Origin of the sequence: Halopseudomonas sp. Lyrl_26, from assembly GCF_051948695.1 — a bacterium.
Lineage (GTDB): Bacteria > Pseudomonadota > Gammaproteobacteria > Pseudomonadales > Pseudomonadaceae > Halopseudomonas > Halopseudomonas formosensis.
This window is the reverse complement of sequence record NZ_JAYJLH010000004.1, coordinates 50688-71871: the sequence shown is the minus strand read 5'-3', so window position 1 is coordinate 71871 and position 21184 is coordinate 50688. Positions and strand designations below refer to the sequence as shown.

Here is a 21184-nt window from a genome sequence, read left to right as displayed (position 1 = left end):
AGGCGATATGCAACAGGATCCAATTGTAATCACAGGCAGTGCCCGTACCCCGATGGGGGCGCTGCAGGGTGAGCTGGCCGGGATACCCGCGCCGCAACTGGGGGCGGCGGCGATTCGCGCTGCGGTCGAGCGCAGTGGTCTGGCCGCCGAGGCGGTGCAGGAAGTGCTGATGGGTTGTGTGCTGCCCGCCGGCCTCGGTCAGGCACCGGCGCGCCAGGCGGCGTTGGCGGTCGGGCTGGCCAAGTCCACGGTGTGCACCACCCTGAACAAAATGTGCGGTTCTGGCATGCAGGCGGCGATCATCGCCCATGACCGACTGCTGGCCGGCAGTGTCGATGTGGTGGTGGCCGGTGGCATGGAGAGCATGTCCAACGCACCCTATCTGCTCGATGGTGCCCGTCAGGGGTTGCGCATGGGGCATGGGCGTCTGCTTGATCACATGTTCCTTGATGGGCTTGAGGATGCCTATGACAAGGGTCGTTTGATGGGCACCTTCGCCGAGGATTGCGCCCAGCAGCATGGTTTTACCCGTGAAGAGCAGGATGCCTGGGCGCTGCAATCGGTGCAGCGGGCGCAGGCGGCCATCGAGCAGGGGCTGTTCGCGGAGGAACTGACACCGATCAGCGCCCAGGTCGGGCGGCGGGTGGTACAGATGCAGGTGGATGAGACGCCGCTGAAGGTCGATCCGAGCCGTATCCCCAGCCTGAAGCCGGCCTTCCGTGACGGTGGCACAGTGACGGCGGCCAATTCCAGTTCTATTTCCGATGGTGCCGCAGCATTGTTGCTGATGCGCCAGTCCGAGGCGCTGCGCCGGGGGCTCAAGCCGCTGGCAGCGATTCGTGGTCATGCGGCCTTTGCCGACGAGCCAGGCCTGTTTCCGGTTGCCCCTATCGGCGCCATCCGCAAACTGCAGGAACGCACTGGCTGGTCGCTGGATGAGGTCGATCTGTTCGAGATCAACGAGGCCTTTGCCGTGGTCAGCATGATCGCGGTGCGGGAGCTGGGGCTGGACCCGGCAAAGGTCAACGTGCATGGCGGTGCCTGCGCTCTGGGCCATCCGATCGGCGCCTCGGGCGCGCGCATCCTGGTCACCCTGCTGGCGGCACTGCGGGCGCGTGGCCTGCGCCGCGGGATGGCGGCCATCTGCATCGGCGGTGGTGAAGCCACGGCCATGGCCATCGAACTGATCGACTGAGGAGGCGCAAATGCTGTTGACCGATGAGCAACGCGAGATCGCCGGGGTAGCACGCCAGTTCGCCCGGGAGCGGCTGTTGCCGTTTGCCGCCGACTGGGACCGCGAGCACCGCTTTCCCGCCGAGGCGCTGGCGGAAATGGGCCGGCTGGGCTTTCTCGGCATGCTGGTGCCGGAGCAGTGGGGCGGTTGCGATACCGGCTACCTGACCTATGCCCTGGCGTTGGAGGAGATCGCTGCCGGCGATGGTGCCTGCTCGACCATCATGAGTGTGCACAACTCGGTGGGCTGTGCGCCCATCCTGCGCTTTGGCAGTGATGAGCAGAAGCAGCGTTTCCTGCCACCGCTGGCCAGCGGCGAGCAGATCGGCGCCTTCGCCCTGACCGAGCCGCATGCCGGCTCCGACGCCGGTTCGCTGCGCACCCGCGCGCGCCGCGACGGCGACGGTTATGTGCTGGATGGCGCCAAGCAATTCATCACCTCCGGCAGTCATGCCGGCACCGTGATCGTGTTCGCGGTGACTGACCCGGATGCCGGCAAGCGGGGCATCAGTGCCTTTATCGTCCCCACCGACAGCCCCGGCTATCAGGTGGTACGGGTCGAGGACAAGCTCGGCCAGCACGCCTCGGATACTTGCCAGATCGCCTTCGATGGCCTGCGCCTGCCGCTGGCCAACCGTCTGGGTGAGGAGGGCGAGGGGTATCGTATCGCCCTGGCCAACCTGGAAGGGGGCCGCATCGGTATCGCCGCCCAGGCGGTGGGCATGGCGCGGGCGGCGTTCGAGGCGGCGCGCGATTATGCCAACGAACGCCAGGCCTTCGGCAAGACCCTGACCGAGCACCAGGCGGTGGCCTTCCGCCTGGCCGACATGGCCACGCAGATCGCCGTGGCCCGGCAGATGGTGCACCACGCCGCCGCCCTGCGTGACGCCGGCCAGCCGGCGCTGGTCGAGGCGTCGATGGCCAAGCTGTTCGCCTCGGAAATGGCGGAAAAGGTGTGCTCGGCGGCAATCCAGACCCTGGGCGGCTATGGCTATCTGAAGGACTTCCCATTGGAGCGCATCTATCGCGATGTGCGGGTGTGTCAGATCTACGAGGGTACCAGCGATATCCAGCGGCTGGTGATTGCCCGTAACCTGGGAGGGCAGTGATCCCCCGGTCCGGTAACAGTTAATCAAGGCAGCGGTGAATGCTGCTGCCAAGCAGTCCGATAACAAAAACAAGGAACAGAACAATGCAGAATTTTCAAGCTGGCAGCATGCAGCAATTCCCCCTGATGATCAGCAGCATCCTGCAACATGCCGCTACCGCCCATGGCGACCGGGAGATCGTCTCCCGACTGGTAGACGAGCCGCTGTGGCGGTACGACTATGCCGGCCTCGCCGAGCGGGCAGGGCGCGCAGCCAACATGATCAAACGGCTGGGAGTCGGCCCGGGGGATTTCGTCTCGACCCTGGCCTGGAACACCCACAGGCACTATGAGCTGTTCTTCGCGGTGCCCGGCATCGGCGCTGTACTGCATACCGGCAACCCGCGCCTGTCGGACGAGCAGATCGCCTATACCTTGAACCATGCGGGCAGCAGTGTGCTGCTGTTCGAGCGCAACTTCGCCGATCTGGTGCAGCGCCTGTTGCCCCGGCTGACCAATATCCGCCATTTCATCATGCTTGCCGACGCGGACCTGCCGGACATGCCCGGCGTGAACCTGCTGGGTTACGAGCAGCTGCTGGCCCAGGAAGAGTCCTTCGATCAGTGGCCGAGCTTCGATGAGAATGCCGGCGCCATCCTGTGTTACACCTCGGGTACCACCGGCAACCCCAAGGGCGTTCTCTACAGCCATCGCTCAATAGTGCTGCATGCGCTGGCCGCGGGCCTCAACAGCGCGTTCAACTTCTCCGCCTTTGATTGCATCATGCCCTGTTCTTCCCTGTACCACGGCACGGCCTGGGGGGTGCCCTTTGCAGCCGCGATCAATGGCTGCAAGTTCGTGCTGCCCTGCGACAAGATGGACGGCGCCAGCCTGCAGGAGCTGATCCAGAACGAAGGGGTGACCTTCTCCGGGGGCGTACCGACCATCTGGACCATGTATCTGGATCACCTCGAGCGTACCGGTGAAGACGCCGGAAAGCTGACCCATCTGATTATCGGCGGCTCCGCTGTGCCCCGCGCCATGGCTGAGAAATTCCAGACCAAATACGGGGTGGCTGTTCGCCAGCTGTGGGGCATGACCGAAACCAGCCCCCTGGGTGTGGTGGCTACCCCAACGCCCAAACTGGCCCAGTTGGGAGAAGACGCAGTCAATGATGTCATCTGGAGCCGTCAAGGACGCCTTCAATACGGCATCGAACTCAAGGTGGTGAATGAAAAGGGCGAACCCCTGCCGGCCGATGGCAAGAGCGCCGGTACCTTGATGGTGCGCGGTCCGTGGACGGTGGAGCGCTATTTCCGCAGCGACACCAGTGCGCTGGATGCCGAGGGCTGGTTCGATACCGGCGATATCGCCACTCTGGATGAAAACGGTTTCATGCGTATCACCGACCGTACCAAGGATGTGATCAAATCCGGCGGTGAGTGGGTCAGTTCCATCGACGTCGAAAATGCCGCCATTTCCTGTCCCGGAGTGCGAGTCGCTGCGGTGATAGGCGTCTATCATCCCAAGTGGGAAGAGAGACCCTTATTGATAGTGGAAACCCACCCGGGCGAAACAGTCACCATGGAAATGATGCTGGCACACCTGGAAGACAAGATCGTCAAATGGTGGATGCCCGACGATATGATTCTTGATGAAGTGCCCCTGACTGCCACCGGCAAGATCGACAAGAAGGTACTGCGGGATCGCTATTACAACTACCTGGCTGATTCCAGGCTTCAGGCGCAGCTGTAGAGACGGAGGAGGGGGGATGACGGCGAGCATGAACAGCGGTCCGTTGGCCGGTCTGCGGGTGTTGGAGTTCGCCGGCATCGGTCCCGGCCCGCATTGCGCCATGCAACTGGCGGATATGGGAGCGGATGTCCTGCGCGTTGAGCGCCCGGGGGGCAACGGTTGGCCTAACCCCGTGGTCGATCGCGGACGATCGGTCATTACCCTGGATATCCGCACTGAGGCTGGTCGCCAGCGCTGTCTGGAACTCGCTCAACGTGCCGACGTGCTGATTGAAGGCAATCGTCCCGGGGTGATGGAGCGTCTCGGGCTGGGTCCTGACCAGTTGTGCGCGCTCAACCCGCGGCTGGTCTATGGCCGCATGACCGGATGGGGACAGACCGGGCCTCTGGCCCGGTCCGCCGGCCACGACATCAACTACATCGCCTTGACCGGGGCGCTGGCAGCCATCGGCCCGGCGCAGGGTGAGGCGATTCCACCGCTGAATCTGGTGGGTGATTTCGGTGGCGGCTCGATGTTCCTGACGGTGGGCATTCTCGCTGCGTTGTTGGAGCGAGAACGCTCGGGGCAGGGGCAGGTGGTTGATGCTGCCATCGTCGATGGTACTGCGTCACTGATGTCGTTCTTCAGTGGTCTGTTGCCCAGCGGTCGCATCGATATGCGTCAGGGCTGCAATCTGCTCGGTGGCGCAGCGCCCTGGTACCGTTGCTACCGTTGTGCCGACGGTCGACAGATTGCTGTGGGAGCGCTGGAACCGGGGTTCTATGCTGAGCTGGTGGCGCTCACCGGGGCAGGTGAGGTGATGCAGCAGCAGGCGCAGGATGCGACTGGGCAAACATTGCAGGCCGAGCACTGGGCGCAGCTGTTTGCCCAGCGTACGCGGGACGAGTGGTGCGCATTGCTGGAGGGGACGGACGCCTGCTTCGCACCGGTGCTGGAGCTGGAAGAAGCCCGACTGCATCCCCACATGGCATCACGGGGAACCTACCAGCAGATCGATGGTGTTCTGCACAGTGCACCTGCTCCGCGCTTTTCGCGCACTGCGTCAGGTATACGCCCCAGCGTACAGCTCGACCCGGACGCTGATATCTGGAGTGAGCGGCCCTGAGCGGTTCAGCTCAGAACGGCCAGAAAATCGGGATGAAGATCATTCCCAGCACCCAGAAGATCAGGTTCAGCGGCAGCCCCACCTTGATGAAATCGACAAAGCGGTAGCCGCCGGCGCTGTAGACCATGGTGTTGGTCTGATAGCCCACCGGTGTGGCGAAGCTGGTGGAGGCGGCGAAGGTGACGGCGATGAGGAAGGGGGTCGGGTCGACCCCCATCAGCTTGGCTGTGGACATGCCGACAGGCGTCAGGATGACCGCAGCGGCGGCGTTGCTCATGAACTCGGTGAGCAGCAGGGCCATGAGGTAGAGCACCGCCAGCACCGCCAGCGGGCCGAAGTCGCTGACCAGCCCCAGGGTGTTGGCGACCACGAACTCGGCGGCCCCGCTCTGGCTCATGGCTACCCCCAGGGGCAGCAGGCCGGCCAGCAGGATGATAATGCGCCAGTCGATGGCGTCATAGACCTCGTCCGCCTCCAGACAGCCCGCCAGCGTCATTGCCACTGCGCCGATGAGCGAGGTGATGGAGATCGGTGCCCAGCCGATGGCTGAGGTGGCGATCACCAGAATCATGGTGGCCAGGGCGAAGGGGGCACGCCAGCCCATGGGGCGGTCGTGATCTCGCTGGCTGAGCACTATGACGTTGGTATCCTGACGCAGCGCCGGCATCTCGCTCTCGGGCATCAGCATCAGCAGCACGTCGCCTACGTTCAGGCGCACCTCCTTGAGCTGCTTGCGTAAAACCTCGCCGCGCCGGTGGACCGCCAGGACCGTCGCGTTATGCTGCCAGCGTCGGTCCAGCACGCCCAGACTGCCGCCGATCAATCGTGAACGCGGGGCTATCATGACCTCGGTCAGCACCTGCTGGGTGCCTTCCTCCAGGGTGCGCTGACGCAGCTGGAATTCGGAGTTGATCTCCAGGCCTGTCCGGTTCTTCAGCTCATCGAGTTTCGACCAGTCGCCCCGGGCGATCAGCACGTCGCCTTCCTCCAGTACCTGGGAGCGCGGCGACCAGACCTTCTCATCGCCGCGGATCAGTTCCAGTACGTAGACGCCGAACTCCTCGCCAAGCTTGGCCTCGCCCACCGAGCTGCCGATCAGCGAGGAATCCGGCATGACCCGCAGCTCGGTGATGTACTTGCCCAGCTCGTAATGCTCCACCAGCTCGGTAGCGCGTGTGCGCGGCAGCAGCCAGCGGCCCAGCGTCAGCAGGTAGAAACACCCGGCGAAGAAGCAGATGACCCCCAGGGGGGTGAATTCGAACATGGTGAACCCGGGATGCCCCAGGTCCTTGGCCATGGCATTGACCAGCAGGTTGGTTGAGGTGCCGACCAGGGTACAGACGCCCGCCATCTGGGATACATAGGAGAGGGGGATCAGCGCCTTGGAGGCGGACATGCCGATGCTGGCCGTGGCGGTCATGACGATGGGCATGAATACCGCCACTACCGCGGTATTGTTGACGAAGGGGGCTACTACCGCGAGTACCCCGAACAGTGTGAGCAGAAACAGGAATGGCGATCTGGCCTGGCTCAGCAGTCGACCGATGCCCGACAGCGCGCCGCTGTTCTGCAGGCCGGCGGCAAGGACGAACATTGCCGCTACGGTGATGGTCGCCTGGTTGCTGAAGCCGCTCAGTGCCTGTTCCGGGTTGACCAGTGCGAGAATGGCCAGCCCCGACAGGACCAGCAGGGCCACGGCGTCGATGCGCAGTTTCTCCGTGGCAAACAACAGGACCGCCACCAGGGCGATACCCAGTACCAGTGCAATTTCGATTGTCATGCGTGCTTCCCCCAAGCTCGTCAGCTAACGATAGCCTGTTCTCTGCGCAATAGGGGAGGGAAAAATGACAAAGCCGAGCATGAGCTCGGCTTTGTTCAGATTGGTGCCCAGGAGAAGACTCGAACTTCCACGGCCGTGAGGCCACTAGCACCTGAAGCTAGCGTGTCTACCAATTTCACCACCTGGGCGGGTACTGCAGTGGAGACTGAACAGGTTCAGTCGCCTTGAATTGGTGCCCAGGAGAAGACTCGAACTTCCACGGCCGTGAAGCCACTAGCACCTGAAGCTAGCGTGTCTACCAATTTCACCACCTGGGCATGTCTTTCGGACATCTCTGCTATGCTGAACTTGTCTGTTCCGCGGTGCAACGATGTCTTGTTGACGGCGCGAATGATACGCAGCAGGCAAAACCTTGTAAACCCCTGTTTGCAAAAATAATTCTCCCGTCGGGAAATAGTTGGTGCAAGAAACCGCGTTTCGCGGTTCAATAGGCGTCTATGACGAAAAAGACCAAACCTCAAGTCTCGGTGCCCGCACCGAGCAATGCTGTCGAGTCGAGCTCTGCCGACCCGATCAGCTGGACCGAACTGGATCCGGCAGCCCAGCGTGAAGCAGAGAAATACGATAATCCCATCCCCAGTCGCGAACTCATTCTCCGCCTCCTGGCCGAGCGTGGCGCGCCGGCGACCCGTGCCCAGTTGCAGCAGGAATTCGGGCTCTACGATGAAGACAGCATCGAGGCCCTGCGTCGGCGCCTGCGCGCCATGGAGCGCGACGGTCAGCTGATCTATACCCGCCGTGGCGCCTATGCGCCGGTGGACAAGCTCGATCTGATCAGCGGTCGGGTCCAGGGGCACCGGGACGGCTTCGGCTTCCTGGTGCCGGACGACGGCAGCGAGGATCTGTTTCTCGGTCCGGCGCAGATGCGCCTGGTATTCGACGGTGACCGGGTGCTCGGCCGGGTCACCGGTGTTGACCGCCGCGGTCGCCGTGAAGGTGCCGTGGTGGAAGTCATCGAGCGTGCCCACGAGATTCTGGTGGGGCGCTATTACGAGGAAAGCGGCATCGGCTTCGTCGCCGCGGACAACGCTCGCATCAAACAGGAAGTGGTCATCGCCCCCGGCAGCGCCGGTGGTGCCAAGCCCGGCCAGTATGTCGAGGTGCGCATCACCCACTGGCCGACCATGAGCCGTCAGGCCACCGGTGAGGTGATCGAGGTTGTCGGTGATTACATGGCGCCGGGTGTGGAGATCGAGGTTGCACTGCGCAGCTACGATATCCCCAGCGTCTGGCCCCAGGAAGTGCTCGACGAGGCAGCGAAGCTGTCCGACCAGGTGGCCGAGAAGGACAAGGCCAAGCGCGTCGACCTGCGCCATCTGCCGCTGGTGACTATCGACGGTGAAGATGCCCGCGACTTCGACGATGCGGTGTACTGCGAACCGCGCAAGGCCAGTGGCTGGCGGCTGTTCGCCGGCGGCTGGAAGCTTTACGTGGCCATCGCCGACGTTTCCCATTACGTGCCCCTGGGCTCGGCGCTGGATGCCGAGGCCGAGCTGCGCGGCACCTCGGTCTATTTCCCCAGTGAAGTGATCCCCATGCTGCCGGAGGCCATTTCCAATGGTCTCTGTTCGCTGATGCCCGGTGTCGACCGTCTGGCCATGGTCTGCGAAATGACCATCTCCAAGACCGGCGAGCTGACCGACTTCGAGTTCTATGAAGCGGTCATCCATTCCCATGCGCGGCTGACCTACAACAAGGTCTCGACCATGCTGGAGCATCCGCGCAGCCGCGAGGCCAAGGCGCTGAACGAGGAGTACGCCGAGGTGCTGCCGCACCTGAAGAATCTGTATGACCTCTACAAGGCACTGGCCAAGGCCCGTCAGGGGCGTGGCGCCATCGACTTCGAAACCACCGAAACACGCATGCTGTTCGGTGAGGATCGCAAGATCACCGAGATCCTGCCGACGGTGCGCAACGATGCGCATAAGATCATCGAGGAATGCATGCTGTGCGCCAACGTGGCCACTGCACGCTTCATGCAGGAACTGGACATTCCAGCGCTGTACCGGGTGCATGATGGGCCCAAGCCGGAGAAGGTCGAGCGCCTGCGCCAGTTCCTCGGATCCATGGGGCTGTCGCTGACGCGCAAGAAGGGGGATCCGACCCCCGAGGACTATGCGGCGGTGCTGGCCAGGGTTCAGGATCGCCCCGACGCCCAGCTGATCCAGACCGTGATGCTGCGCTCTCTGAGTCAGGCGGTATACACTCCGCACAACGCCGGGCACTTCGGTCTCAACTACGAGGCCTATACGCACTTCACCTCGCCGATCCGGCGCTATCCGGACCTGCTGGTGCACCGCGCCATCCGCTCGGTGATCCGCTCTCGGCGCAAGACCGATCTGGTTCGCCGTGCCGGCGCCGGCACTCTGCCCAAGGCGGCTATCTATCCCTACGACCTTGCCGAGCTGGAGCGTCTGGGCGAGCAATGTTCGCAGAACGAGCGCCGGGCCGATGAGGCCAGTCGCGACGTGGTCAGCTGGCTCAAGTGCGAATTCATGCAGGACAAGGTCGGGGAGAGTTTCGATGGCCTGGTCACCGCGGTGACCAGCTTCGGCCTGTTCGTCGAGCTGACTGACATCTACGTCGAGGGCCTGGTGCACATCACTGCACTGCCGGCGGACTACTACGACTTCGATGCCGTACAGCACACGCTGACCGGCGAGCGTGCCGGGCGGGTATTCCGTCTGGGTGACTCGATCCGCGTGAAGGTCGCACGGGTTGATCTCGATGAGCGCAAAATCGACTTCGAGATGGCCAGTGACGACGGCAAGGCAGACCGCGTCGACAACAGTCGTGCCGTGCGCGAGAAACTGCTCCGGGAGGCTCGCAAGGCCGGGGACAAAGGCAGTCGAAGCAATAAAGGTACGGCCAGAGAGGGCAGGTCCGGCAGCCGCAAGACGTCCAGCGGCCCGCGCAAGGGCGGCAAGGGTGGTGACACCCCCTCCGCCGGACCGCGCAAGCGCAAGACCAGTAACAGATAAGCGACATCATCAATGAGCGACGAACACGTATACGGCCTGCACGCTGTGCAGGCCATGCTCGAACGCGCGCCCCGGCGCGTGCGGCAGCTGCTGGTGCAGCGTGGTCGCTTGGATGCCCGCATCCAGGCGGTACTTGAGCTGGCCGCGAGCGAGTCGGTAGAGGTTGATCGGGTACTGCCCGAGGAGTTGGATCGGCTGGCCGATGGCGGCGTGCATCAGGGTGTCGTGGCCCGGGTCTCCCCGAGCCAGCTGTGGTCCGAGGAAATGCTCGGGCATCTGCTGGACAAGTTCGATGGGGTGCCTTTGCTGCTGGTGCTCGACGGTGTCACCGACCCGCACAACCTGGGCGCCTGTCTGCGCAGTGCCGATGCGGCCGGGGCGCAGGCGGTGATCATTCCCCGGGACAAGTCCGCCAGCCTGACGCCGACCGTGCGCAAGGTCGCCTGTGGTGCCGCTGAAACGGTGCCCTTGGTAGCTGTGACCAATCTGGCGCGCACGCTCAAGCAGCTGCAGCAGCGCGGTCTCTGGATCGTGGGTACGGCCGGCGAGGCCGAGCAGCTGCTGTACGATATCGATCTGGCGGTGCCTACGGTCATCGTCATGGGCGCCGAAGGTACCGGCATGCGACGTCTGACCCGCGAACACTGCGACTATCTGGCCAAGCTGCCGATGGCCGGCGCGGTGAGCAGTCTCAACGTCTCGGTTACCGCCGGTATCTGCCTGTTCGAGGCGGTGCGACAGCGCGCCTCCCGCTGACGGGCTCCTTCCGTGCGGGTGCCATGTCTCCGAGGCGGGCACCCGCTACCGCAGGAACGGCTGATTTCCGGCGGCAGTCACGCTTTTTCCTTGCCAGTTCCGGGCCACTTCTCTAGAATGGCCGCCCCAAACTGAAGTTCTACTCCTTGCCAGACCATTTGGGTGGCTGGCTATAACCCGTAAGGAGCACCTAATGCGTCATTACGAAATCGTATTTCTGGTTCATCCGGATCAGAGTGAGCAGGTCGGCGGCATGGTTGAGCGTTACACCAAGCTGATCGAAGAAGACGGCGGCAAGATCCACCGCCTGGAAGACTGGGGCCGCCGTCAACTGGCTTACCCGATCGACAAGATCCACAAAGCTCACTACATCATGCTCAACGTCGAGTGCAGCGCCAAGGCACTGGAAGAGCTGACCGAAAACTTCCGTTACAACGATGCCGTTATCCGTAACCTGGTCATCCGCCGTGACGAAGCCATCACCGAACAGTCCGACATGCTCAAGCCGGAAGATTCCGGTCGTGGCGAGCGCCGTGAGCGCCGCGAGCGTTCCGACGAGAACGACAGCGCCAACGAGGCTGACGACAGCAACGACGCTGACGACACCGACGGTGACGACGAGTAAGTTTTTCGGTTCCCATTCCAGTTAAAAAGGAGACGCTGCCATGGCACGTTTTTTCCGTCGCAGAAAGTTCTGCCGTTTTACCGCTGAAGGCGTTAAAGAGATCGATTACAAGGATCTCAACACCCTGAAGGCCTACATCACCGAAACCGGCAAGATCGTACCCAGCCGTATCACCGGTACAAAGGCCAAGTACCAGCGCCAGCTGGCCGTCGCTATCAAGCGTGCGCGCTACCTGGCCCTGCTGCCCTACACCGACAGCCACGGTCGCTGAGCAGCAGTCTGAACCTGTAATCAGGGGATACTGAACCGGTATGCGAGGTCTGGCTGAATACATCATGCGCGGCCGCAGGGAAGCCACCCTCGCGGTAGCCATAGCGGCGGCGATACCTCTGCTGTTCTGGTTCAGTGCGGCGGCCCTGGCGCTGGTCATCCTGCGTCGCGGCCTGTCCGATGCGTTACCGATTCTTGCCTGGGGTCTGCTGCCCGCAGTGGTCTGGGCGGTAGTCGGCGATCTGACCCCCGTGCTGGTGATTACCGGCACCGCCGGGCTGGCGCTGATACTGCGCCAGCACAATGAGTGGGTTCGGGTGCTGCTGCTGGCAGTACCTCTGGGATTGCTCTACGCCCTGCTGTTACTGGGAGCGCTGGGTGAACCCCTGCAAGCGCTGGCCGGCAGTTTTCGCGAGATGCTGCCGCAGCTGCTGGAGCAGATGGGCGTCCAGCTGGAAGATACGGAGCGGGCACAGCTGCTGGCCCGTCTCGACCAGCTGATGATCCCCGTGCTCGGCGGTGTGCTAGGCGCCACGCACATGCTGATGGCCCTGATCAGTCTGATGATCGGTCGGTACTGGCAGGCCGGGCTGTACAACCCCGGTGGTTTTCGCCAGGAGTTCCATCAGCTGCGACTGCCGGTCATGGCCAGTATCGGATTGCTGGTGCTGGTGGTCCTGGCGCCGCAGTGGCCGTCGCTGGCGATGTTGTCGCCGGTAGCCAGTGTGCCCTTGCTGATCGCCGGGCTGGCACTGCTGCATGGTGTTGTAGGGGCAAGGAATCTGGGTAGGGGCTGGCTGATCGGAATCTATGTTGTGCTGATTCTGTTTTTGCGCTTCGCCTACCCCCTGATTATGTTTTTGGCATTTGTAGACAGTCTGTTCGATTTTCGCTCACGCATGCGGCGCTCCGGTCCGCGCGGTGATGACGACCCGAACAGCCAAGGTTGAATTCAAAGAGGTCATCGCAATGGAAGTTATCCTGCTCGAAAAGATCGCGAATCTGGGCAGCCTGGGCGACAAGGTCGCCGTGAAGTCTGGCTATGCTCGCAATTTCCTGTTGCCGTTCGGTAAGGCAACTCCGGCCACTGCCGCCAACATCGAAGCCTTCGAAGCGCGTCGCGCTGAGCTGGAAAAGATCGCTGCCGAGAAGACTGCCGAGGCTGAAGCCCGTGCAGCCAAGCTGGCTGATCTGACCGTCACCATCGCCGCTAACGCCGGTGAGGAAGGCAAGCTGTTCGGCTCCATCGGTACCCGCGACATCGCTGATGCCGTCACCGCCGCTGGCGTTGAGCTGGAGAAGAGTGAAGTACGTCTGCCGGAAGGTCCGCTGCGCACTGTGGGTGAGTTCGACGTGGCTGTGCAGCTGCACACCGACGTTGAAACCACCGTCAAAGTGGTAGTGGTTGCCGGCTAAGCGCGACAGCGCCTTAGCAGGAGTCCGTCCGCCGCCCCGACCTGTGGTCGCGGGTCGGCGGGTGGCTCTGGTAGACTTGGACACGGTGCCTGTCTCCGACAGGCGCCGTGTTGTCGTTTTCAGCCTGCCAAATTGTCCCTGAGCTTGAGCCCATGACTGATCAGATCTATGCCCAGCGCCCCGAGTTGGACCTCCAGACTGCTGCTCTGAAAATCCCGCCGCATTCGATCGAAGCCGAACAGGCGGTCCTCGGTGGGGTCATGCTGGACAACGCTGCCTGGGAAAGGGTCGCCGAGCTGGTCAGCGAGTCCGACTTCTACCGCCATGATCATCGCCTGATCTTCCGCGCGCTGGTCGGTCTGGCGGCACGCAACCAGCCCTTCGACGTGGTCACCCTGGCCGAGGAACTGGACCGCGAAGGGCTGATCGACCAGGTCGGTGGTCTGGCCTACCTCGGTCAGCTGGCCAAGAACACGCCGTCGGCGGCCAACATAGGTGCCTACGCACAGATCATCCGCGAGCGCGCGACCATGCGCCAACTGATCAGCGTCAGCACGGAAATCACCGAGACGGCCTTCAATCCCAAGGGCATGCAGCCCAACGAGGTGCTGGACGAGGCCGAGCGCAAGATCTTCGCCATCGCCGAGAGCCGACCCAAGAGCGGTGGTCCCGAATCGGTCAATACCCTGCTGACCAAGGCCATTGACCGGATCGATACCCTGTTCAACAGCGAAGGCTCCATTACCGGGCTGTCCACCGGCTTTACCGACCTGGACAACATGACCTCGGGCCTGCAGCCGGCGGACCTGATCATCGTCGCCGGTCGCCCCTCCATGGGCAAGACCACCTTCGCCATGAACCTGGTGGAGAACGCGGTGCTGGGCAGTGACAAGGCGGTGCTGGTGTTCTCCCTGGAGATGCCCGGCGAATCCCTGATCATGCGTATGCTGTCGTCCCTGGGGCGGATCGACCAGACCAAGGTGCGTTCCGGTCGTCTGGACGACGAGGACTGGCCGCGCCTGACCTCGGCGGTGAATCTGCTCAACGACCGCAAGCTGTTCATTGACGATACCGCCGGCCTGTCGCCGATGGAGATGCGCGCCCGGGCCCGCCGGGTCGTGCGCGAGCACGGCGACCTGTCGCTGATCATGATCGACTACCTGCAGCTGATGCGCATCGGCGGCGCCTCCTCGGAGAACCGTACCAACGAGATTTCCGAGATCTCCCGCTCGCTCAAGGCGCTGGCCAAGGAATTCAACGTGCCTGTGGTGGCACTGTCCCAGCTCAACCGCTCCCTGGAGCAACGCCCGAACAAGCGTCCGATCAACTCGGACCTGCGCGAGTCCGGTGCGATCGAGCAGGACGCGGACGTCATCATGTTCGTCTACCGGGACGAGGTCTACCACCCCGACACCCAGGACAAGGGTATCGCCGAACTGATCATCGGCAAGCAACGTAACGGGCCCATCGGCACCTGCCGCATGGCCTTCATCGGCAAGTACACACGATTTGAAAATCTCGCACCTGGCAGCTACCAGGGCGGAGAGGAATAACCCCATGGCGTTAACCATGCCCCAGGCACGGCCCCTGTTCGACTACCCCCGTTACTGGGCCGAGTGTTTCGGCCCGGCGCCCTTCCTGCCCATGAGTCGGGAGGAGATGGACCTGCTGGGCTGGGACAGCTGCGATGTGATCATCGTCACCGGCGACTCCTACGTGGATCACCCGTCCTTCGGCATGGCCATCATCGGCCGGGTGCTGGAAGCCCAGGGTTTCCGCGTCGGCATCATCAGTCAGCCGGACTGGCAGAGCAAGGATGACTTCATGAAGCTGGGCAAGCCGAATCTGTTCTTCGGTGTGGCCGCCGGCAACATGGACTCGATGATCAACCGCTACACCGCCGACCGCAAGATCCGCTCGGACGACGCCTATACAGCCGGTGGCAAGGCCGGCAAGCGACCCGATCGGGCCAGCGTGCCCTATGCCCAGCGCTGCCGTGAGGCGTACAAGGATGTGCCCATCATCCTCGGCGGTATCGAGGCGTCGCTGCGGCGGATCGCCCACTACGACTACTGGCAGGACAAGGTGCGCCCCTCGCTGCTGATCAACACCAAGGCCGATCTGCTGCTGTACGGCAACGCCGAGCGCGCCGTGGTCGAGGTCGCCCAGCGTCTGGCGGCCGGCGAGCCGGTGAGCAAGCTGACCGACATCCGCGGCACCGCCTTCATCCGCCGGGACACGCCCGCGGGCTGGTTCGAGCTGGACTCCACCCGGGTCGATCGCCCGGGCCGGGTAGACAAGATCATCAACCCCTACGTCAACACCCAGGATGCCGCCGCCTGCGCGGTGGAGCAGGCCAGGGGGATGGAGCCGCAGTCCGAGGACGAGGTGCAGGTGGTCGAACTGCTGCCCCATCCGCGCATCGAGCGTGATCGCACCGTGATCCGCCTGCCGTCCTACGAGAAGGTGCGCAACGACCCGGTGCTCTATGCCCATGCCAACCGGGTACTGCATCTGGAAACCAACCCCGGCAACGCCCGGGCGCTGGTGCAGCGCCATGGTGAACGGGATGTCTGGTTCAACCCGCCGCCAGTACCCCTGACCACAGAGGAGATGGACTACGTGTTCGGGCTGCCCTACGCCCGGGTGCCGCATCCGTCCTACGGGGACGAGAAGATTCCGGCCTACGAGATGATCCGCTTCTCGGTGAACATCATGCGTGGCTGCTTCGGTGGCTGCACCTTCTGCTCCATCACCGAGCACGAGGGCCGTATCATCCAGAGCCGCTCCCATGAGTCCATCCTCCACGAGATCGAGGAGATGCGGGACAAGGTCCCCGGCTTCACCGGTACCGTGTCCGACCTGGGCGGACCGACCGCCAACATGTATCGGCTGGCCTGCAAGAGCCGCGAGATCGAAGCCTCCTGCCGCAAGCCGTCCTGTGTCTGGCCCGGGGTCTGCGAGAACCTGAACACCGATCATTCCTCGTTGATCGGACTGTATCGAAAGGCCCGGGAGCTGCCCGGGGTGAAGCGTGTGCTGATCGCCTCCGGATTGCGTTACGACCTGGCGGTGCGCTCGCCGGAGTATGTCAAGGAGCTGGTCACCCATCACGTCGGCGGCTACCTGAAGATTGCCCCCGAGCATACCGAGGAAGGCCCCCTGTCGAAGATGATGAAGCCGGGGATAGGCACCTACGATACCTTCAAGCGGATGTTCGACAAGTTCAGCCGGGAGGCGGGCAAGGAGCAGTACCTGATCCCGTACTTCATCGCGGCCCACCCGGGGACCACCGACGAGGACATGATGAACCTGGCCCTGTGGCTCAAGCGCAACGGTTTCCGTGCCGACCAGGTGCAGGCCTTCTATCCCTCGCCGATGGCCACGGCCACCGCCATGTACCACTCGGGCAAGAACCCGCTGCGCCGGGTGGATTACAAGAGCGAGGCTGTGGGCACGGTCAAGGGCGAGCGCCAGCGCCGGCTGCACAAGGCCTTCCTGCGCTACCATGACCCGAAGAACTGGCCGCTGCTGCGCGAGGCCCTGACCGAGATGGGGCGTGCCGATCTGATCGGCAACAGCAAGCAGCATCTGATTCCGACCTGGCAGCCGGCGGTGGAGGGGCAGGGTGCTGCCCGTTCAGGCGCCGGGCGGGGCCGACCGGTGAAGGGCCGTCTGCTCACCCAGCATACCGGTCTGCCGCCCCGCGACACCGGTGCGGGCCGGCGCAGCAAGCGCGGGGGAGGCCGTCCGGCACGCTGAGCCGGCGTCTATGGCGGTCATTGAGAGGATTCAATGGCCGCCACCCCCGGGCTCGGCGAAGATGAACGGGAACTCACCGAGGAGGGACTGTCATGAGTCTGAATGCACTTGCCCGCCAGTTGCTGGCCACCTACGCTGCCGCCTGCAGCGGGGCCAGTCTGAACGAAACGTCTGCGCCTGAGCTGTAATGCCTAGCTGACCCGGCCCGGTCGGCGCGATGCCTTCCAGTGATTGAGCAGCGCTTCGAGCTGGGCCAGCTCCACCGGCTTGGCCATGTGTCCGGTCATTCCGGCCTGGCGAGCGCGCTCCCGGTGCTCGGGCAGGATGTGTGCAGTCAGGGCGATGATGGGCACCGGTGACATGGCCTGCCGCTGCTCCCAGTCGCGGATATGTCTGGTCGCCGTGAAGCCGTCCATGCCCTGCATCTCGCAGTCCATCAGCACCAGATCGTAATTGCCGCTCTGAACCGCCTGTACCGCCTTTTCCCCGTTGTTCACCGCATCGCAGGAGACCTTCAGCCGTGCCAGCATGCCCTGGATCACGCGGCTGGAAATGGCGTTGTCTTCGGCCACCAGCACCTGGAAGTCCGATTCGGACGCCTCACCGGGCTCCTCGACGGCGGGGGTCACCCGGCTGCGTTGCTTGAACTGCAACCATTCATCGATCAGGGTGGTACGCAGGGTGTAACCGGACACCGGCTTGTTCAGTACCCGGCGGATGCCGGCATTGCGGGCGATGATGCGACTCGGCAGCTGATTGATGCCGGTGAGCATGATGATCAGCAGGTCGTCGCCGATCAGCGGGTCGTCCTTGATCTTGCTGGCCAGTTCCAGACCTGTCATCCCGGGCATCGACTGGTCCAGCAGCAGGATGTCGAAGGGGTTGTTCAGGTTGGCCTGGGCCCTCAGCATGGCCAGGGCCTCGCGGCCGCTGGCTGCGGTGCGGGGTACCATGTGCCAGGCACTGGCCTGTTGCTGCAGCACCTTGCGGCAGGTGGCGTTGTCATCGACGATCAGGATGTTCAGGTCGGTCAGGCACTGGCTCTGGCGGCTGGAGTCATCCGGGGTGTCGATGAGCTCGGCCGGCAGGGTGATCCAGATGGAGTTGCCCTGCTCGGAGGACTCCTTGATGCCGATCTGCCCACCCATCATGCGCACCAGTTGCTGGGAGATGTACAGTGACAGCTGCCCCTGGCGTTCCATCATGTCCACCAGCAGCCCGGTGGGGGCGGCAGCCTCGAGCAGGCTGCTGCGCGCCTCGGCGCCCATGGGGTGACCGGTATCCTGCACCACCAGCCGCAGGGTCTGCGAGCCGTCGGCCTGCTCCTCGGCAGCCACCACCAGCAGTATCTCGCCTTCCTCGGTGTTGGCATTGGCGTTGTTCAGCAGGCTCATGATGATCTGCCGCAGCCGGGTCGAGTCGCCTTCCATGGAGCGCGGAACGTCCGGATGGATGAAGCTGATCAGCTCGACCGGCTGGTGATTGAGGCGGGTACGGCAGTTCTCCAGACAGTCATCGATCAGCGAATGCAGGTCGAAGCGCATCTTCTCCAGGGTCAGTTGCCCGGATTCCAGGCGGGACAGATCCAGGACATCGTTGATCAGATTGAGCAGGTCGTTGCCGGAGCTGTGGATGGTCTGCACATAATCGCGCTGCTTGGACGACAGTGCGGTGTCCAGCAACAGCTCGGACATGCCCAGCACGCCGTTCATGGGGGTGCGCAGCTCATGGCTGATGCGGGCCAGGAAGCGGATCCGCGCCTCGCGGTGCTCCCTGGCCGAGGCCTGCTCATGCTGCTGCATGATCTGGATCAGAGTGTGGGCCTGCTGCTGACGGAAAAGACTCCACGAATAGCACAGCAGGGATGCCCACAGCAGCAGGTCGGTCAGGTGCTGAGTGATTCCATGGGGCGGCAGGCCGAGCAGTTGCTCCAGCAGCCAGCTGGAGGTCAGCAGCAGGGTACCGGCGGTGAACAGCGGGTCGACCGGATTGCGGCGCACCAGGGCCACCGCGATGAGCACCAGCATCAGTCCCGGCAGCACAATGCGCAGCCCGGACAGCACCATCTGGGTGCTGGCTGGCTGGGCAATGCTGATCGACAGGATCAGGGTGCCGACCACCAGAATGATGATGCGTTCGGCGCGGCTGCCGGTGGTGCCGGGCAGGGGCATGGCACCGTGCAGCCCGGCGCTGAGCACGATGAAGCCGGCCAGGCTCAGCAGATTGCCGGTCTGGCCATGCAGGAAACTCCAGTTGTGCAGGGCCCAGCCCACGCCGGTCAAGCCGCTGAGGGCGAACAGCGCCGCGCTGATACCCAGCAGCAGATGCAGCGGATCGCGACGCAGGGTCCCGAACAGCAGGGCGGTCAGTGCGGTGCCCAGCAGCAGGCCGACGAGAATGCCCTGCACCGACTGGTGGCGTATGTGCACCCGGGTGACCTCGCTCAGCGGCACCATGGTCAGGTGGGTGGTCATGGGGTAGTCGTTCTGCAGCCGCACCAGCAGCTTCTTGCCGTCCCTCTCGGTGAGGTTGACCGGGAAGGCAAAGCCGCCATGGGGCAGGGGAATGCTGGCGCGGGGATCAGCGATGCCGGATGAATGACTGACCCGCAGCAGGTCGTCCTGCAGCAGATAGACGTTGATGCGGGCAATGCTGGGGTTGTGCAGTTCCAGCAGGTAGGTGGTGGCGTGCTCCAGCGGCACGTTGATCCACAGCGCGGCACCGGCGCCCGGAACCTTCAGCGGACTTTCCGCCGTGGGCACGAAGAGATTGGCGTAGCGGTTGGAGAGGATATCGTTGAGTGTCAGCTGGCCGCTGGTATCCACGAAGGACTGATAACCCTCGGGCGCACCGGCATTACTGGCCCAGCAGCTGCCGACAAGCAGCCACAGGCCCAGCAGAGCGCTGAGCAAAACTCCGAGCGTACGCTTCACGTTACCTGTCCTGTCCCTGGTCAATCCAGCACCTATTCTGCGGAGGGGGAACGCTCAGTGCAAGGCTGGCAGGACGACATCCTGCCAGCCCCCGATGATCTGCGCGCCGGATGGTGCGAACGGCGCGCAGCATCTGCTCAGCTTTCCCGCTGGATGGCCCGATAACCGATATCCGAGCGGTAGAAGCAGCCATCCCAGTGGATCGCTTTGGCCAGCGCATAGGCACCCTGTTGCGCGGCCTGGACGTTGCCGCCCAGCGCGGTGGCGCAGAGTACCCGACCGCCCTGGGTCACTACCTGGCCGTCGCGCAGCGCGGTGCCGGCGTGGAAGACCTTGCCGTCCGGACTGGTTGCCTGCGCCAGGCCGCTGATCACATCTCCCTTGCGGTAGTCGCCGGGGTAGCCGCCGGCGGCCAGCACCACGCCCAGACTCGGGCGCGGATCCCACTGGGCCCGGGTCTGGTCCAGCCGGCCGTCCAGGGCGGCCTCGACCAGCTCCACCAGGCTGCTCTGCAGACGCAGCATGATCGGCTGGGTTTCGGGATCGCCGAAGCGGCAGTTGAACTCGATGACCTTGGGCGCGCCGCTGCGGTCGATCATCAGACCGGCGTAGAGGAAACCGGTGTAGACGTTGCCCTCGGCGGCCATGCCACGCACGGTCGGCCAGATGATCTCGTCCATCACCCGCTGGTGGACCGCATCGGTGACCACGGGCGCCGGGGAGTAGGCGCCCATGCCGCCGGTGTTGGGGCCGGTGTCGCCGTCGCCGACGCGCTTGTGATCCTGGCTGGTGGCCATGGGCAGCACGTTGCTGCCATCGACCATGACGATGAAGCTGGCTTCCTCGCCATCGAGGAATTCCTCGATGACCACCCGGGAACCGGCCTCACCGAAGGCGTTGCCCGACAGCATGTCGCGCACGGCGGCTTCGGCTTCCTCGAGGGTCATGGCGACAATCACGCCCTTGCCGGCGGCCAGACCATCGGCCTTGATGACGATGGGAGCACCTTTCTCGCGCAGGTAGGCCAGGGCCGGCTCCACCTCGGTGAAGTTGGCGTAGCTGGCGGTGGGAATGCCATGACGGGCCAGGAAATCCTTGGTGAAGGCCTTGGAGCCTTCCAGCTGGGCGGCGCCGGCGGTGGGGCCGTAGCATTTCAGCCCGCGCTCGCGGAACAGATCCACCACCCCGGCCACCAGGGGAGCCTCGGGGCCGACGATGGTCAGCTCGACATTGGCTGCGGCAAAGTCGGCCAGCCTGTCCAGTTCCAGCACGTCGATGGCGACGTTCTCGCACTTGGCCTCGGTGGCGGTGCCGGCGTTACCCGGAGCGACAAACACCTTCTCCACGCGCGCATCCTGGGCCACCTTCCACGCCAGCGCGTGCTCACGCCCGCCACTGCCGATAATCAATACGTTCATTCT

Annotated in this window: 14 protein-coding genes, 2 tRNA genes and 1 pseudogene; 12 read left to right on the top strand and 5 right to left on the bottom strand. The window is 63.8% G+C overall.

Features of this window, described 5'->3' with window-relative positions:
• Window positions 1-7 precede the first annotated feature (7 nt).
• The 4 genes from VF673_RS07230 (at window position 8) to VF673_RS07215 (ending at window position 5180) form a co-directional block, all read left to right on the top strand.
• On the top strand, window positions 8-1195 hold the full coding sequence (locus VF673_RS07230) for an acetyl-CoA C-acyltransferase (RefSeq protein ID WP_440291429.1): 1188 nt from the start codon (window positions 8-10) through the stop codon (window positions 1193-1195).
• A 10-nt stretch (window positions 1196-1205) separates the two neighbouring features.
• Window positions 1206-2342 carry an acyl-CoA dehydrogenase gene (locus VF673_RS07225; protein WP_440291428.1) on the top strand — a complete coding sequence of 379 codons (1137 nt, stop codon included), beginning with the start codon at window positions 1206-1208 and terminating at the stop codon, window positions 2340-2342.
• Window positions 2343-2449: 107 nt separating this feature from the next.
• Entirely contained in the window at window positions 2450-4075 is a 1626-nt protein-coding gene (locus tag VF673_RS07220) for a long-chain fatty acid--CoA ligase (RefSeq protein WP_440291570.1), read from the top strand.
• 16 nt (window positions 4076-4091) lie between these two features.
• The gene (locus VF673_RS07215; protein ID WP_440291427.1) at window positions 4092-5180 is read left to right on the top strand and encodes a CaiB/BaiF CoA transferase family protein; all 1089 of its coding nucleotides are present in this window, start codon (window positions 4092-4094) and stop codon (window positions 5178-5180) included.
• A gap of 10 nt (window positions 5181-5190) precedes the next feature.
• On the opposite strand, the gene VF673_RS07210 is transcribed toward VF673_RS07215, so the two are convergent.
• From VF673_RS07210 to VF673_RS07200, 3 genes are all read right to left on the bottom strand, one after another.
• Window positions 5191-6960, bottom strand: coding sequence for an SLC13 family permease (locus VF673_RS07210; RefSeq protein WP_440291426.1), 1770 nt, complete (start codon window positions 6958-6960; stop codon window positions 5191-5193).
• Between the two features lie 101 nt (window positions 6961-7061).
• Window positions 7062-7148 (bottom strand) — tRNA-Leu (locus VF673_RS07205).
• 42 nt (window positions 7149-7190) lie between these two features.
• Window positions 7191-7277: transfer RNA gene (locus tag VF673_RS07200), tRNA-Leu, on the bottom strand.
• 180 nt (window positions 7278-7457) lie between these two features.
• Here VF673_RS07200 and rnr point away from each other — a divergent pair.
• The 8 genes and pseudogenes from rnr to VF673_RS07160 form a co-directional block, all read left to right on the top strand.
• Window positions 7458-10001 carry a ribonuclease R gene (gene rnr / locus VF673_RS07195; RefSeq protein WP_440291425.1) on the top strand — a complete coding sequence of 848 codons (2544 nt, stop codon included), beginning with the start codon at window positions 7458-7460 and terminating at the stop codon, window positions 9999-10001.
• Between the two features lie 12 nt (window positions 10002-10013).
• Window positions 10014-10757 carry a 23S rRNA (guanosine(2251)-2'-O)-methyltransferase RlmB gene (rlmB, locus tag VF673_RS07190; protein WP_440291424.1) on the top strand — a complete coding sequence of 248 codons (744 nt, stop codon included), beginning with the start codon at window positions 10014-10016 and terminating at the stop codon, window positions 10755-10757.
• Window positions 10758-10950: 193 nt separating this feature from the next.
• On the top strand, window positions 10951-11382 hold the full coding sequence (gene rpsF, locus VF673_RS07185; RefSeq protein WP_090536522.1) for a 30S ribosomal protein S6: 432 nt from the start codon (window positions 10951-10953) through the stop codon (window positions 11380-11382).
• 40 nt (window positions 11383-11422) lie between these two features.
• Entirely contained in the window at window positions 11423-11653 is a 231-nt protein-coding gene (gene rpsR, locus VF673_RS07180) for a 30S ribosomal protein S18 (RefSeq protein ID WP_090536524.1), read from the top strand.
• Between the two features lie 40 nt (window positions 11654-11693).
• On the top strand, window positions 11694-12602 hold the full coding sequence (locus VF673_RS07175; RefSeq protein WP_090536526.1) for a hypothetical protein: 909 nt from the start codon (window positions 11694-11696) through the stop codon (window positions 12600-12602).
• A 19-nt stretch (window positions 12603-12621) separates the two neighbouring features.
• The gene (gene rplI / locus VF673_RS07170; RefSeq protein ID WP_440291423.1) at window positions 12622-13068 is read left to right on the top strand and encodes a 50S ribosomal protein L9; all 447 of its coding nucleotides are present in this window, start codon (window positions 12622-12624) and stop codon (window positions 13066-13068) included.
• A gap of 152 nt (window positions 13069-13220) precedes the next feature.
• Window positions 13221-14621 (top strand): replicative DNA helicase, encoded by a 1401-nt coding sequence (dnaB, locus tag VF673_RS07165; RefSeq protein ID WP_090536530.1) that lies wholly within the window; start codon window positions 13221-13223, stop codon window positions 14619-14621.
• Window positions 14622-14637: 16 nt separating this feature from the next.
• Window positions 14638-16809: pseudogene (locus tag VF673_RS07160) on the top strand (YgiQ family radical SAM protein); the annotation flags it as partial.
• 212 nt (window positions 16810-17021) lie between these two features.
• Here VF673_RS07160 and VF673_RS07155 read toward each other — a convergent pair.
• On the bottom strand, window positions 17022-19763 hold the full coding sequence (locus tag VF673_RS07155; RefSeq protein WP_440291422.1) for a response regulator: 2742 nt from the start codon (window positions 19761-19763) through the stop codon (window positions 17022-17024).
• 137 nt (window positions 19764-19900) lie between these two features.
• Window positions 19901-21181 (bottom strand): phosphoribosylamine--glycine ligase, encoded by a 1281-nt coding sequence (purD, locus tag VF673_RS07150; RefSeq protein ID WP_273123961.1) that lies wholly within the window; start codon window positions 21179-21181, stop codon window positions 19901-19903.
• Between the last annotated feature and the right edge of the window lie 3 nt (window positions 21182-21184).